Annotated in this window: 10 protein-coding genes and 1 riboswitch; of the genes, 4 read left to right on the top strand and 6 right to left on the bottom strand. The window is 73.4% G+C overall.

Annotated elements, in window-relative coordinates; all coding sequences use genetic code 11:
- The first annotated feature begins 199 nt into the window (after positions 1–199).
- Positions 200–715 (top strand): GNAT family N-acetyltransferase, encoded by a 516-nt coding sequence (locus AB0D28_RS26760; RefSeq protein ID WP_357390151.1) that lies wholly within the window; start codon positions 200–202, stop codon positions 713–715.
- Positions 716–785: 70 nt separating this feature from the next.
- Here AB0D28_RS26760 and paaN read toward each other — a convergent pair whose 3' ends face one another.
- The 3 genes from paaN to thrC all read right to left on the bottom strand — a co-directional run bounded on the left by paaN (position 786) and on the right by thrC (position 5,138).
- Positions 786–2,459, bottom strand: coding sequence for a phenylacetic acid degradation protein PaaN (gene paaN, locus AB0D28_RS26765; protein ID WP_357390153.1), 1,674 nt, complete (start codon positions 2,457–2,459; stop codon positions 786–788).
- 53 nt (positions 2,460–2,512) lie between these two features.
- Positions 2,513–3,532, bottom strand: coding sequence for a GNAT family N-acetyltransferase (locus AB0D28_RS26770; RefSeq protein WP_357390155.1), 1,020 nt, complete (start codon positions 3,530–3,532; stop codon positions 2,513–2,515).
- Positions 3,533–3,848: 316 nt separating this feature from the next.
- Positions 3,849–5,138: a threonine synthase gene (gene thrC / locus AB0D28_RS26775; protein ID WP_357390157.1), complete on the bottom strand. Its 1,290-nt coding sequence runs from the start codon at positions 5,136–5,138 to the stop codon at positions 3,849–3,851.
- 13 nt (positions 5,139–5,151) lie between these two features.
- Positions 5,152–5,284, bottom strand: a riboswitch (SAM riboswitch).
- 102 nt (positions 5,285–5,386) lie between these two features.
- Between thrC and AB0D28_RS26780 the strand changes: the two genes are divergently transcribed.
- Complete coding sequence (locus tag AB0D28_RS26780) at positions 5,387–6,073, top strand: DUF4232 domain-containing protein (RefSeq protein WP_357390159.1); 687 nt, start codon at positions 5,387–5,389, stop codon at positions 6,071–6,073.
- 55 nt (positions 6,074–6,128) lie between these two features.
- Here AB0D28_RS26780 and AB0D28_RS26785 read toward each other — a convergent pair whose 3' ends face one another.
- The 3 genes from AB0D28_RS26785 to AB0D28_RS26795 form a co-directional block, all read right to left on the bottom strand.
- Positions 6,129–6,578: a DoxX family protein gene (locus tag AB0D28_RS26785; protein WP_357390161.1), complete on the bottom strand. Its 450-nt coding sequence runs from the start codon at positions 6,576–6,578 to the stop codon at positions 6,129–6,131.
- Between the two features lie 149 nt (positions 6,579–6,727).
- Entirely contained in the window at positions 6,728–7,645 is a 918-nt protein-coding gene (locus AB0D28_RS26790; protein ID WP_357390163.1) for an ABC transporter permease subunit, read from the bottom strand.
- Positions 7,645–10,509: an alpha/beta fold hydrolase gene (locus tag AB0D28_RS26795; RefSeq protein ID WP_357390165.1), complete on the bottom strand. Its 2,865-nt coding sequence runs from the start codon at positions 10,507–10,509 to the stop codon at positions 7,645–7,647. The genes AB0D28_RS26790 and AB0D28_RS26795 overlap by 1 nt, the downstream gene beginning before the upstream one ends.
- 374 nt (positions 10,510–10,883) lie before the next feature.
- Here AB0D28_RS26795 and AB0D28_RS26800 point away from each other — a divergent pair, with 374 nt between their 5' ends.
- A complete protein-coding gene (locus AB0D28_RS26800; protein ID WP_357390167.1) occupies positions 10,884–12,044 on the top strand; it encodes a hypothetical protein in 1,161 nt (386 codons plus the stop codon).
- Positions 12,031–14,067 (top strand): nitrate- and nitrite sensing domain-containing protein, encoded by a 2,037-nt coding sequence (locus AB0D28_RS26805; RefSeq protein ID WP_357390169.1) that lies wholly within the window; start codon positions 12,031–12,033, stop codon positions 14,065–14,067. The genes AB0D28_RS26800 and AB0D28_RS26805 overlap by 14 nt, the downstream gene beginning before the upstream one ends.
- The last annotated feature ends 66 nt before the right edge of the window (positions 14,068–14,133 follow it).

The following is a 14,133-nucleotide window of genomic DNA, read 5'->3' on the forward strand; positions in this document are numbered from 1 at the left end:
CGCGGCGTTCCAAGACCCGGAAACCGGCGGACCGGCACCGGCGGTGCACCGGCTCAGCAATCGGCGATGCTGAATTCAGTGACCGAAATCGCACGCTACACGAGGCGCGACGACGGCGCACGACCACAAATCGGGCATATTCCGGGGGTTGGATGGCCCGGTCGCACACGCGCGCCGGGCCGTCCGGTATGCATGCGGCATGACCAGCGCGACCACCACGACCACCGTCCGCCGGGTCCGGCCGGAGGACGCCGCACGGATGCGGGCGCTCCGGCTGGAGATGCTGGCCGACGCCCCGCTGGCGTTCCTGGAGACAGTGGCCGAGGCCGCGGCCCGGCCGCACACCGAGTTCGCGGCCCGGATCGCGGCCGTCTCCCGGGGCGACCACACCGCGCAGTTCGTGGCCGACCCGGGCGGCCGCCTGGTCGGCCACGCCGGCGGCACCGCCGCGCCGGACGAGCCGGGCCTGACGCTCGTCTACGCGGTCTACGTGACACCGGCCCGGCGGGGCAGCGGCCTGCTCGCCGCGCTCGTCGACGAGGTGGCCGCCTGGTCGCGCGCCTGCGGGCGGCCCGAGCTGATGATGGAGGTGGTGGTCGGCAACGACCGCGCCTACCGGGCCTATCAGAAGCTGGGCTTCGTGGACACCGGGGTACGGGTGCCGCACCCCCGCATCACCGGTCTGTACGAACTCCAGATGCGCCGCCCCGCGTGAGGCCGACCGGGCGCAGTTGTTAAAAGGGGGCCCCTCCTCTACCGGAGGCGTTAAGAAGGGGCCCCTCCTTTCAGGAGTGGCGGCGGCTCTGGACGATGCGGAACCGGTTCGCGACGTACGCGCCGTCGGTGAGCGCCGAGTTGGCCGCCGCGTTCGCGCCGGAGCCGTGGAAGTCGGAGAACGCCGCCGACTGGTTGACGAACACCCCGCCGGTGAGGTTGCAGGACAGGTGCACCCCGGCGTCGATGGCTGCCTTCTCGGCCTCGTCCAGCACCGCCTCGTCGGTCGAGTAGACGCCGGCGGTCAGCGCGCCCTTCTCCCCCACCGTCTCGCGCATGATGCGCAGGCTGTGCTCGGTCGAGTCGGTGGCGATGGCGAACGAGATCGGGCCGAACCACTCCCGCGAGTAGATCGCGGTGTCGGAGGCGTCCAGCTTCACCACCGTCGGCGTACGCACCACCGCGCCGGGGAAGGACGGGTGCTCGACGGTGCGCGACTCCAGCACCGGCTCGCCGACCTTGGTGACCTCCTCCAGCCGCTCCAGCACGCCGTCGTTGACGATCGCGCCGGTCAGCTCGACGCCCCGGGCCGGGTCGGCGGTCAGCTTGGCGACCGCGCCGGCGATCCCGGCGGCCACCTCGTCGAAGCTCTTGTGCCCCTGGTCGGTGGCGATGCCGTCGCGCGGGATCAGCAGGTTCTGCGAGGTGGTGCACATCTGGCCGCTGTAGAGCGTCAGCGTGAAGCCGAGGTTGCGGCAGAGCCCGGCGAAGTCGTCGGTGGAGTCGATCACCACCGTGTTCAGGCCGGCCTTCTCGGTGTAGACGGCGGCCTGCCGGGCGTTCGCCTCCAGCCAGTCGCCGTACTCGGTGGAGCCGGTGAAGTCGACGATCCTCACAGCCGGGTGCAGGGCGAGCGTGGTGGCGAGCTTCTCACCGTCCGTCTCGGTGGCGAGCTGCACCAGGTTCGGGTCGAACCCGGCCTCGGCGAGCACCTGGCGGGCGTACCTGACGGTGATCGCCAGCGGCAGCACCGCGCGCGGGTGCGGCTTGACCACCACCGGGTTGCCGGTGGCGAGCGAGGCGAACAGACCGGGGTACGAGTTCCAGGTCGGGAACGTGTTGCAGCCGATGACCAGCGCGACCCCGCGCGGCACCACGTGGAACGTCTTCGTCATCCGCAGCGGGTCGCCCTTGCCGGCGGCCTTCTCCCATCCGGCGGTCCCCGGGTGGCGGGTCATCTCCGCGTACGCGTACGCGACCGCCTCCAGGGCCCGGTCCAGCGCGTGCGCGCCACCGGCCTGGAACGCCATCACGAACGCCTGGCCGCTGGTGAACTGCACCGCGTTCGCCAGCTCGAAGATGTTCCTGTGCAGCCGGTCCAGGATCTCCAGGCAGACACCGACCCGGGCCTGCGGACCGGCGTCACGCCAGGCGGGCAGCGCGGCGCTCGCGGCGGACACCAGCTGGTCGGCGCCCGCGTGCGGGTAGCGCACGTCCAGCGCCAGCCCGAACGGGCTGACCTCGGTGGCCACTGTGGTGCCGTCACCGGCCTGGTCGAGCGGGAAGTCGCCACCCAGGTACGCCTCGAAGGCGGCCTTGCCGTCGGCGGCGGCGGTCTCGCCGTACACCCGAGGGCTGGGCGACTCGGGGTAGGCCGACCAGTACCCGCGCTCCGCGATGGCGGTCAGCGCCCGGTCGAGGGTCTCGCGGTGCCTGTCGTACAGGGGGTGCGGGGTCTCCGTCATGCCCGCCATCATGCAACAGAAAGGCACCAGATCAGTAGGGGCGTGTCACAACTTTAGATCGTCAGCTGCCAGTCGACGGAACCGGCGGCGGGGCGGAAACCGAGCCGCTCGTTGATCGCGATCATGTGCCGGTTCGCCGCCGCGTTCCAGGTGTCGACGGCCCGCAGCGCCGGTTCGTGCGCCAGCGCGTACGCCAGGTTCCCGGCCTTGCAGAGCAGGCCGAGCCGGTGGCCACGGTGGTCGGGGTCGACGAGGGTGATCTCCTGCCAGGCGTGGTCGGTGCTGCCCGCGTCCAGGCCGAGCTGGGTCCAGCCGACCAGCCGGCCGGTCGCCTCGTGCACCACGCCGGTGTTGTACCGGCGTACGCCCCGGGCGTCCAGCGCCCGCTCCGCGTCCCGCACCCGCGCCGCGTCCACCTGCTCCGGCTCCCAGTCCAGCTCACCCATCGGCGCGTCGAGCAGCAGCCGGCCCTGGAGGTAGGCGACGTCCGCGACGTACTCCTCGGGGGTGTGGTCGCGCCACCGCACCGGCCGGTAACCGGTGGCCGCGGCGCGGGCCTCGGCCAGCAGCGCGGCGAGCCGGTCACGGTCGAGCCCGGTCACGTCGAGCCGGCGGCGGACGTCGGCCAGCGCCGGCTTGGCGCCCAGGGCGGCGGCGAACGCGGCGCCGGGGAAGACCCGGTCCTCCTCGCCGGGCAGCGCGGCGGTGGTCGAGCCGACAAGGCGTTTGCCGCCGTGCTCGCGGAGCAGCCGCACGCCGTGCTCGTGCAGCACGCGGCCGATGCCGCGCCGCCGGTACGCCGGGTCGACGGTCAGCTCGACGGTCGCGTTCTCGGTGTTCTCGATCGTGTGCAGGTGCAGCCGGAGCCAGCCCACCGGCAGGCCGTTCAGGCGGGCAACGAGCCAGCGTCCCTCGATGCCGGGCATCGGGTGCGACAGCAGCGCCTCGAAGCGGCGGCGGCAGATCGGCGGGAGGTCCGGCTCGTCGACGGCCTGGGCGGCACAGGCGATCCGGTACGCCGCGTCGAGCGTCTGCCGGTCGTCGGGATCCAGCGGCGTCACGGTCAGCGTCATGTCACCCAGGGTGCGCCGGACACAGCGAAGGGGCCAGCCGTTTTCCGCTGGCCCCTTCGGACGTTGGTCGGGAGGGACGTCCGCACAACGCCTCCGGCGTTGGGTCGCAAGAACTTGAAAAGTCTCCGGCGGATGCCCTCCCGCACGAAGCATCTTGCGCCGTCCGGTTCCTGCCGTCAAGTCCTTGAGGGCGGCTTTCTGGCACTCAGCGCACATCACCGGTTACCCACCGGTCTCACCCGATCCCCCACCCGGGCGAGCCGTCCTCCCCCACCCGGCCACCCCGGCCCGGCCGGGGTGGCGGGAGAAGGGACCGTCAGGCGAGGAGGCCGGCGTCGCGGGCGGCACGCAGGCTGGGCTTGATGCGGTGGGTGGGGCCGACCTCGCCGGCCACCGCGTCGAGCGTCTTCAGGCCCTCGCCGGTGTTGAAGACGACCGTCTCGGCGGCCGGGTCGAGCCGCCCCGACTCCACCAGCTTGCGCAGCACCGCGACAGTCACGCCGCCCGCCGTCTCGGCGAACACCCCCGTGGTACGGGCGAGCAGCCGGATGCCGGCGCGGATCTCGTCGTCGTCGGCGTAGTCCATCCAGCCGCCGGTACGGCGTACCGCCTCCAGCGCGTACAGCCCGGCTGCCGGGTCGCCGATGTTCAGTGACTTGGCGATGCCGGTCGGCTTGACCGGCGTGATCGTGTCGGTGTCACCGTGCAGCGCGGTGGCGATCGGGTTGCACCCGGCCGACTGCGCGCCGAACACCTTCCAGCCACCGGCCGGTGCCTCGACCAGCCCGATCTCGACCAGCTCGGCGAACGCCTTGTCGATCTTGGTGAGCAGCTCGCCGCTGGCCATCGGGATGACCACCTGGGCCGGGATACGCCAGCCGAGCTGCTCGGCCACCTCGTAGCCGAGCGTCTTGGAGCCCTCGGCGTAGTAGGGCCGCACGTTCACGTTGACGAACGCGGTGTCCTCGAACTCGTCGGTCTCCACCAGCTCGCCGCAGAGCCGGTTCACGTCGTCGTACGAGCCGTCGATGGCGACCAGGTCGCCGCCGTAGACGGCGGTGGTGACGACCTTGCCCTGCTCCAGGTCACCGGGGATGAAGACGATCGACGGCACGCCCGCCCGGGCCGCGTGCGCGGCGACGGAGTTGGCGAGGTTGCCGGTGGAGGCGCAGGCGTAGCGGGTGAAGCCGAGCGACCGGGCCGCGGTGAGCGCCACCGAGACCACCCGGTCCTTGAACGAGTGAGTGGGGTTCGCGCTGTCGTCCTTGACCCAGAGCGGCGCGGTGAGCCCCAGCTCGGCCGCCAGGTGCGGGGCGGCCACCAGCGGGGTCAGCCCCGGGTCGAGCGTGACCCGGGTGGCCGGGTCCTGACCGGCCGGCAGCAGCGGCGCGTACCGCCAGATGTTCTCCGGGCCGGACTCGATCCGCTCGCGGGTGACGGTGGCCAGGGCGGCGGTGTCGTAGTCGACCTCCAGCGGCCCGAAACACTCGTAACAGGCGTGCTGTGCGGCCAGCGGGTACCGCGCCGAACAGGCGCGGCAGACCAGGGCGCGGGCCGGGCTGAGGGTGGTGTCGATACCGGTGGCGACGGGAAGCGTCGACGTCATGTCGAGGAGGTTCCTCTCATCTTTCCCCGCATCGCCGGGTGCGGCGGGGACGGAATTGGCACCTGCCCGCTGCCGCTCGTCATCGAGCGCACGGGTGGTTGCCGGGGCGTCTTCGGGCCGTATCCCTCAGCCCCTCTGGATGAGGTATTCAGTTGTGCCGCCGAGTCTATGCGCTGCTCACGGCCGTGCCACCCGGGGATCCCACGCTGTGGGCACCGTCCGGGCCCGCCGGGTGGCATGATCACCGGATGCGCGGATCGGCACGCCTGGCCGGGGCCCTCACCGGCGTGACGCTGCTGGCCGCCTGCGCCCCGGCGCGGGGACCCGCCGACCGGCGGCTGCCCGACCCGCCGCCGTCCGCGGCAGGCGTCGACCCGCTGACCACGGTGCCACCGCGGCCCGGCGCTCCCACGGCCGACCCGAGGCCCGCCGCCACCTGCTCCCCGGAGGGCATCGCCATCACCGAGCTCGGGGTGAGCGCCGCGATGGGGTTGCGGGCGATGGGGCTGGAGCTGGTCAACTGCGGCGACCGGCCGTACGAGCTGCGCGGCTATCCGGCGGTGACGCTCCGGGACGCCGACGGCGACCCGATCAGGGTGCGGGTCATTCCGGGTGCCGCCCCGATCACCTCCGGCTTCGACCAGCCGCCCACCCGGATCGTGCTGGCTCCCGGCGAGCGGGCCGGCGCGGCGCTGATCTGGCGGAACCTGGTCACCGACGCGACAGTGGTGGCCACCGACGGCACCGAACTCGACGTCGCCCCGGTGGCCGGCCGGCCCGCGTACCCGGTGGCCCTGGACGGGCCGATCGACCTCGGCAACACCGGCCGGCTGGGCGTCAGCGCGTGGAAGCGCCAGAAGCCCGGTGCGGCCACCGGCACGCCCACGCCGGCCGTACCACCGCCGCCCACGACCCCGCCGGTCAACCCGCTGTAGAACCGGAGGCCGGTACGGACGCTGCCGTACCGGACTCCGGTTCGCCGGTGCGGACTCAGGCCGGGACCGAGGCCGTCGGGACCGCCGCGGGCTCGGCGGTGGTGGCACGACGCCGGGCGAGCAGCGCGTCGAGCGCCCAGTTTCCCGGGCCGAGCACTGCCACGAGCAGGAACGACCAGCAGAAGAGCGCGGCAAGCTCGCCGCCGTTGCGGATCGGCAGCAGGCCGTGGGGCTGGTGCACCACGAAGTACGCGTACGCCATCGAGCCGGAGGCGAGCAGCGCGGCCGGACGGGTGAGCAGGCCGACGAGGACCAGCACGCCGCAGACGAGCTGGATCAGCGCCGCCCACCAACCGGGCCAGGTGGCGAACGGGACGGCCTCGCCGGAGCCTCGGTTGCCGCCGAGGACGCCGAATATCGACGCCGCGCCGTGGCATAGGAACAGCAACCCCACAACAACGCGGAACAGGGACAGGACAGGGCCGCTGAGCTGGGTCGGAATCATGTGTGACCTCCTGGGGCGGGTGTTTGACGGCTCCAGGATGGCGATCACATGTATCGATGTTAATCAATTTCTTTGCAGGCGGGACAATTGCATGGGAACGCTCCCATGATATGGGCGGACGCGCCAATGCGGGTACCCCGGCGGTCACCTCAGCTGGTGACGTCCTTGCGGGTGAAGCGCCAGAAGGCCAGGCTCCAGAACAACGTGGCGTAGACGATTGCCGAGAACGCGCCCTTGACGACGTCGTCGGTCTGCATCGGCGTGGACAGCAACCCCAGCCAGGCGCTGCTGTAGTGGGTCGGCAGCAGGTTGCGCAGCCCGCCCAGCGCGGTGATCTGGTCCAGGATGCTGGACAGGATCCACAGCAGCACCGCGCCACCGACCGCGCCGAGCGCGGCATCCGTGGTCACCGACAGCAGGAACGCCAGCCCGGCCACGACCAGCAGCACCACCGCCAGATAGCCGAGCACGCCGAGCAGCCGCAACAACCCGTCCGCCGGTGCCAGCTCGGCCGAGACCTGGCTGCTCAGCGGCTTCCAGCCGTACCGCAGGGTGCCGGCCAGCAGCGCGGTGCCGGCGAGCAACAGCAGGGCCAGCCCGGAGTACGCGAGCGCGACGACCAGCTTCACCGCGAGCAACCGGGCCCGGGGCACCGGCACGGCCAGCAGGTAGCGCAGGCTGCCCCAGCTCGCCTCGCTCGCCACCGTGTCACCGCAGAACAGCGCGACCACCACGACCAGCAGGAACGACGCGGACACCAGGATCGAGAACAGGGTGAAGTTGAGCCCGCCCGAGGTCGCCAGGTCGGCCAGGCTGGAGAACTCGCCCCGCCCGCCGCCGTCGTCGTCCCCGGCGTCGAACTGGAACGCCACCAGGATGATCAGCGGCAGCAGCACCATGAACCCCAGCGCGAGCTGGGTACGCCGGCGCGACGCCTGCCGCCGGAACTCCGCGCCGAACGGGAGCGTGGCCGAGGGCCGGTAGCCCGCCGCCGCCCCGCCCGCGCCCGGCCCCGGCCTACCGAACGTGCCGCCACCAGGCGACGATGCCACAGACGAACCCGCCATCACCGGTCCCCGCTTCCCCGAGAGTTCTCGCCCACCAGGGCGAGGAACGCGTCCTCCAGGCGGCGCCGGGGCACCACCCGGTCCACCCCGATACCGGCGCGGACCAGTTCGGCCACCACCTCGCTGCGGGCGGTGCCGTTGGTGTCGACCACCAGCCCGCCGTCGCCGTCGGGCAGCACCCGTACGCCGTCGAGCCGGTCGAGCACCGTCCGCGCCGCATCAGGGTCGCTCACCTCGAACAGCACGCTCGGCGACTCGCCGACGATCTCCTCCACCGGGCCGGACGCCACGATCCGCCCCTTGTTCACCACCACCGCGTGCGTGCAGGTCTGCTCCACCTCGGCCAGCAGGTGGCTGGAGACCAGCACCGCCCGGCCGTCGGTGGCGTAGCGCTGGAGCACCCGGCGCATCTCGGCGATCTGCGGCGGGTCCAGCCCGTCCGTCGGCTCGTCCAGCACCAGCAGCTCGGGCAGGCCGAGCATGGCCTGGGCGATGGCCAGCCGCTGCCGCATGCCGTGGCTGTACTTCTTCGTCCGCCGATGCACCGAGTCGCCCAGGCCGGCGATCTCCAGCGCCTGGTCGAAGTGCGCGTCCTCCCACGGCCGGCCGGTCGCCCGCCAGTACGCCTTGAGGTTGTCCAGCCCGGACAGGTGGGGCAGGAAGCCCGGCCCCTCGACCAGCGCGCCGATCCGGGAGAGCACCGGCGAGCCGGGCACCAGCCGGTGACCGAAGACGTAGATCTCCCCGGCGGTGGGCTGGGTCAGCCCCATCAGCACCCGCAGCGTCGTGGTCTTGCCCGCGCCGTTGGGCCCGAGCAGGCCGACCACCTGGCCGGGGTGCACCTCGAAGTCGACGTCGGAGACCGCGACGAAGCCGTCCGCGTACTCCTTGCGCAGGTTGCGCACGGCGAGCGGGACGCCCGCGTACTCCGGGTGCACGGAGTCGTCCTGGCGGCGGTGCCGGCGGCGGGTGAGCAGCACGACCACGACGAGCCCGGCCGCGATCGCGGCCAGCAGGCCGGCCAGCGCCCAGCGCCAGATCGCCGCCGTGGTGGGGATCGGCGCGGCGTCGACGGTGGGCAGCGTCAGCGGCCCGTCGGCCAGCGCCACCGTGTGCACGGCCGGTTCGGCCGGCGAGGCGTACGCCTGGTCCGACGTCGCCACCACGAGCCGCAGCCGGTGCCCGGCCTCGACCCGCCGGACGATCCCCGGCAGCGTGACGGTGACCGGCGTGGCCGCCTCGACGGTGGGCGGCAGGCCGGTCAGGCGCACCGGCGCGACCAGGCCGGACGGCAGCGTCGCGGCGCCCTGCGGGTCGACGTCGTAGAGCTTCACGAACAGCACCGCCTCGCCGGTCGCGGAGGCGGCCCTGATCCGCACGGTGGGCGCGCCCACCACGTCCACCGGCTCGTCCAGCGGCGCGGACTCGAAGCGGGCGTGCTGGCCGGGGATGTCACCGGCCACGCCGTCCAGCAGCGAACCGAGCGCGCCAGCGAACGGCACCGAGGAGATCGCCGCCGGGTTGCCGTTGGGCGGTACGGCGACCGGCTGGGGCGGACCGGCGAGCGTCACCTCGCGGCGGCCCTCACCGGTCAGGCCCGGATAGTCGGCGGTACGGAAGCCGGTCGCCACCAGGCCCCGGTCCAGCGCGTCGAACCCGGCGATCCGGGAGAACGTGAACGTGTCGCCGGGCGCCGCCCCGTCCCCCTTGACGTAGTGGTCGAGCCACTGCGCGGTCAGGAACTTCACCCGGTCGGAGTCGGAGGTGGGTCCGGAGCCGCCGTCGTGGCCGCCGGTGAACCAGGCGACCCGCACCGGCGTGCCGGCGGCGGCGATGCCCCGGGCGTTGGCGTCCGCCTCGGCCAGCGGGAACAGCGTGTCCGCCTCGCCCTGCACCAGCAGCGTCGGCGACTTGATCCGGTCCAGCACGCCGGCCGGTGACGACCGGCGCAGCAGCTCGACCGCCGCCGCGTCGGCTCGGCCGGTGGTGGCGATGCGCAGGTACGCGGCGCAGACGTCGGCCGCGAAGCGCCCGCACGCCGGGTCGGCGGCGCCGGCTGGCGCGCGACCGGAACCGGTGCCCGGCCCGGCGCCCGGCTGCGGGCTCGGCGGGCCGGCCGACTCGGGAGCGCCCTCCGGCGCGGCGGCGGTGGCCCCGGAGAGCCCGGCCGGGCCGGAGCCGGCGTTTCCGCCGCCGCCGAAGAAGATGCCGGCCCAGCCCTTCTTGAACACGCCGTCGGCAGGCTGCCGGCCGCTGCTCTCCGGCAGGAAGGCGCGGGACAGGTCGTTCCAGGTGATCATCGGGACGATCGCGTCGATCCGCTGGTCCTGCGCGGCGAGCAGCAGCGCCAGGCCGCCGCCGTACGAGCCGCCGACCACGCCGACCCGGGGGTCGCCCGGCGAGTCGAGGCGGATGTCCGGGCGCGCGGCGAGCCGGTCGAGCAGGCGCTGCGCGTCCCGCACCTCGTAGTCGGGGTTGTCCAGGTGGATCTGACCGCCGCTGCGCCCGAAACCGCGGGCGGTCCAGGTGAGCACCGCGTACCCACGGGCGACCAGGTCCTCGGCGTCCGGGCGGACCGAGTCCTTGGTGCCACCGAAGCCGTGCGCCAGCAGCACCGCCGGCACCCGCTTCGACGCCGACGCGTCCGCCGGCAGGTATAGCGTCGTGTCCAGATCGACCGGCTCGTCGCCGGAGGGCCCGGAACGCACTGTCACAGTCGTCGACTCGGTCCGGAAGTCCGCGCCGCGCGGCCGGGCCGTCCAGACCAGCGCGGCGGCGACGAGAACGATCACCACCACTGCGGCGACGGTGCGGCGCGGACGGCCGGCCAGGGCGCGCCGGAGCCGCGCGGCGGTTGATCTCATGCGGCACACGGTACGGGCCGGCGGCTGAGCATTCGCTGAGATCCGCCGTACGTCTGTCCGGTTGCACCGTTCGTCGCGTGGCGTCCCTCATCCGCCAAAGGTCCAGAGCATCCCAGCGAGACGTATTCGGATCATGTGAATTCACATCTACCGGCGCAAACCAGCGTCGATGTCATTTCTCGGCAACACGATCACACGCTACGTGCCTTTCGCCCCGACACAGGGTGACCCGAAGTGGACTGACGTGAAGCCGACTCATCGGCCGAGGTCACACCCGCATCCGGTTCGACTAATTTTCCGGTCCGGTGCACGGGACTGCGTACGGCGACCTCCCGGCGCACCGACCGCCCCGCCGTCGCCGGAGGAGACACACCATGACAGTCCCCGCGTCGCGGGTCCGTCGGCGGCCCGCCGTACCGGGCCGTACGCTCGCCCTGGTGCTGGCACTGGCACTGCTGGCCCCGCTCGGGCTGATCTTCATCCAGGCCGAGCGCGACTACGCCGACGACCACGACCTGGCCAGCCGGGAACGGCTCGGCGTCCGCTACCTGCGCGCCCTCGGGCCGGTCACCGACACCCTGGTGGAGGCCCAGGCCATCGCCGTCGCCGAAGGCGCCGTGTCCCGCGCCTCGCTCGCCGCCGCCATCGAGGGCGTCGCGGAGGTGGACAACGCCGTCGGCGACGAGTTGCGCACCCACGAACGCTGGGCCGGGCTGCGGGCCAAGCTGGAGTCGCTGCCCGACCGCGGGATCGGCGACCCCGAGGCGGCGTACCGGGCCTACGGCGAGGCGTCCGACCTGCTGCTGGCCCTCTACCGCAAGGTACGGGAGAGCTCCGGCCTGATCCGCGACCCCCGCGCCGACTCGTTCTTCCTCCAGGACGGCATCGGCGGCGACCTGCCCACCGCGACGGTGCTGGCCGGACGGCTCGTCGACCTGGCCCGGCTGGCCGCCAAGCGCCCCGCCGACCAACGCGCGAGGACGGGCGCGGAGCTGGCCGAGCTGCGGGTCGCCGCGCTCGGTCCCGCCACCGACCTGGTCACCGACCTGCGCTCGGCGGTGGACAACTCGGAGAGCACCGACCTGGGCGCCAACGTACTCACCCCGCTGGACACCTACCAGCGTTCGCTGGAGACGTTCGCGGTCTACTCGGCGCCCGGCGGCGGCCGGTCCGCCCCGGGCACCGACCAGCTCACCCGCGCCGGGCTCAGCGCGCAGAACGCCGCCAAGCAGCTCCGGACGGTCATCCTCGACCAGCTCGACGCGCTGCTGCGGGAACGGCTCGACGACCTGGATCGGGACCGGCTGCTGGGCCGGATCGCGGCCGGGGCGGCGCTGGTGCTGATCGCCGGGATCGTCGCTCTGCAGGTGGCCGCGCTGCGCCGGGACCAGTTCCGCACGGCCGCGGCACGCCGGGAGCCGGCCGAGGCCCCGCCGGCGCCGCCGCTCGCCGCGCCCGAGACCGACCGCCGGCCGGTCGCGGTGGGGCGCGGCATCGACTCCGACGGGTGGAGGCCGTTCGATGCTGCTCGGTAGCCTGCGGATCCGGGGCAAGCTCGCCCTGCTGGTGATCATCCCGCTGCTCAGCATGGTCGGGCTGGCCGTACCCGTGGTCATCGACCGGGTGTCCGCCGCCCGGCAGGCCGCCGACACCGCCGAGACCGTCCGCATCGCCAGCCGGGTCGGCAGCCTGGTCCAGGATCTCCAGCAGGAACGCCTGCTCTCGGTCGGGCTGCTGCTGCGGCGGGTGAGCCGCACCGAGCTGATCCAGAAGTCGGCGACCGTCGACGACCGGGTCGCCGACCTGCGCGCCGAGCCGCTGCCGGCGCCGGTCCGGGCGAGCCTCGACCAGGTACGCCGGCTGGAGGACGTCCGGAACGCCACGCTCGCCGGCCGCGCCACGCCGCAACAGATCCTGACCGTGTTCGGCGAGGTCGACACCGCCCTGATCGACGCGCTGCGGCTGCCCTTCCAGGTGGACACCGACACCGCCGCCGGACGGCAGGTGCTCGCCCTGGACGCGCTGCTGCGCGTCGACGAGGCCCTCAGCTCGTGCACCACCCAGATCGTGCTGGTCAAGGCGACCGGCGACCCGCTGGTGTCCCGGGCGTTCGTGGCCTGCATGGCGGCGCTCAACGTCGACAACCGGCGGTTCCGCAAGCTGATCACGCCTGAGCAGCTCAAGGTGGCCGAGCTGGACGACGCGGCGGTGGCCGCCCGGACCAGCCCGACGTTCCTGGTGGACAGCCTCCGCGACCCGGACGGGGCGATCGCGCCGGTGCCGCTGGACGTGCTGTTCCCCTCGGCCCGGTCGATGATCACGCTGGGCCAGTTCGTGGAGAAGAAGGTCGTCGCGGACGTCATCGCCGAGACGCGCGCCCGGGAACGGGAGGCGCTGACCGCGGCCTGGCTGGTCAGTCTCGCGGCGGCGGCGATCCTGCTCGTCGTGGTGCTGCTGAGCATGACGGTGGCGCGTACGGTGGCCCGGCCGCTGAGCCGGCTCACCCGCTCCGCCGAGCGGGTCGCCCGGGTCACCGAGGCCGAGCTGACGCGGGTCGCCGACGACGAGTCCGAGAGCGTCCCCCCGGTACGCCTCGACCCGGTGGAGGTCAGCGCCCGGGACGAGATCGGCGACCTGGCCCGCGCGTTCGACAGGGTGCAGCACACCGCCGCCCGGCTGGTCGAGCGGCAGGTCGCCGGCCGGCGCAACGTGGCGCAGATGTTCGGCCATGTCGGCCGGCGTACGCAGAACCTCGTCGGCCGTCAGATCGCGCTCATCGACCGGCTGGAACGGCAGGAGACCGACCCGGGCCGCCTGGAGCACCTCTACCGGCTGGACCACATCTCCAGCCGGTTGCGCCGCAACGCGGGCAGCCTGGTGGTGCTCTCCGGCGCCACCGGCTCGGACGGCCACGTGGCGCCGGTCCCGCTGGCCGACGTGGTCCGGCTCGCGCTCGGTGAGATCGAGGACTACACCCGCGTCGACGTGGAGGTCGCGCCCGGCGTGGCGGCGGCACCCGCCATCGTCGGCGACCTGGTGCTGACGCTCGCCGAGCTGATGGAGAACGCCACCTCGTTCTCACCGCCGCACACCCGCGTGGTGGTGACCGGTGAGCTGACCGACGGCGGGGCCCGGCTGGTCGTGGTCGACCACGGCATCGGCCTGACCGAGGAGCGGATGGTCGAGGAGAACGCCCGGTTCACCCGGCGGGAACGCCTCGACCTCGCCCCGACCGAGGTGCTCGGCCTGTTCGTGGTCGGCCGGCTGGCCCGCCGGCACGGCTGGAGCGCCCGGCTGAGCCACACCCCCGGTGGTGGCGTCACCGCCGCCCTGGAGATCCCGGCCGCCTCGCTCGTGATCCGCCGCCCCGAGCCGGTCGGCGTCAGCGCCGGCCGGGCCGCTGTGCCCGGCACCCGCGAGCCGGAGCCGCCGGCAGTGGAGGCGCCGGCCGGCTTCGACGTCGAGTTGCTGAGCCGGGCCACCCGCAGCATGTCCAGCGGTGACCCGTGGAACGCCTTCGGCAGCCAGGCCTCGTCGAGGTCCGCGACGGGCGGCTGACCATCCGGCACAAGCGCAAGCCCGGCCTCTTCGGCATCTTCTCCTGGTTCGGCAACCGGATCCGGG

Origin of the sequence: Micromonospora sp. NPDC048169, assembly GCF_040652815.1 — a bacterium.
In the GTDB taxonomy this organism is placed as follows: domain Bacteria; phylum Actinomycetota; class Actinomycetes; order Mycobacteriales; family Micromonosporaceae; genus Micromonospora.

Excerpts from the sequence above, each read along its gene's own strand:
- AB0D28_RS26770 (WP_357390155.1), bottom strand. The coding sequence starts at position 3,532 with ATGACGCTGACCGTGACGCCGCTGGATCCCGACGACCGGCAGACGCTC.
- thrC (WP_357390157.1), bottom strand. The coding sequence starts at position 5,138 with ATGACGTCGACGCTTCCCGTCGCCACCGGTATCGACACCACCCTCAGC.
- AB0D28_RS26785 (WP_357390161.1), bottom strand. The coding sequence starts at position 6,578 with ATGATTCCGACCCAGCTCAGCGGCCCTGTCCTGTCCCTGTTCCGCGTT.
- AB0D28_RS26805 (WP_357390169.1), top strand. The coding sequence starts at position 12,031 with ATGCTGCTCGGTAGCCTGCGGATCCGGGGCAAGCTCGCCCTGCTGGTG.
- AB0D28_RS26790 (WP_357390163.1), bottom strand. The coding sequence starts at position 7,645 with ATGGCGGGTTCGTCTGTGGCATCGTCGCCTGGTGGCGGCACGTTCGGT.
- AB0D28_RS26800 (WP_357390167.1), top strand. The coding sequence starts at position 10,884 with ATGACAGTCCCCGCGTCGCGGGTCCGTCGGCGGCCCGCCGTACCGGGC.
- AB0D28_RS26795 (WP_357390165.1), bottom strand. The coding sequence starts at position 10,509 with ATGAGATCAACCGCCGCGCGGCTCCGGCGCGCCCTGGCCGGCCGTCCG.
- paaN (WP_357390153.1), bottom strand. The coding sequence starts at position 2,459 with ATGACGGAGACCCCGCACCCCCTGTACGACAGGCACCGCGAGACCCTC.
- AB0D28_RS26760 (WP_357390151.1), top strand. The coding sequence starts at position 200 with ATGACCAGCGCGACCACCACGACCACCGTCCGCCGGGTCCGGCCGGAG.
- AB0D28_RS26780 (WP_357390159.1), top strand. The coding sequence starts at position 5,387 with ATGCGCGGATCGGCACGCCTGGCCGGGGCCCTCACCGGCGTGACGCTG.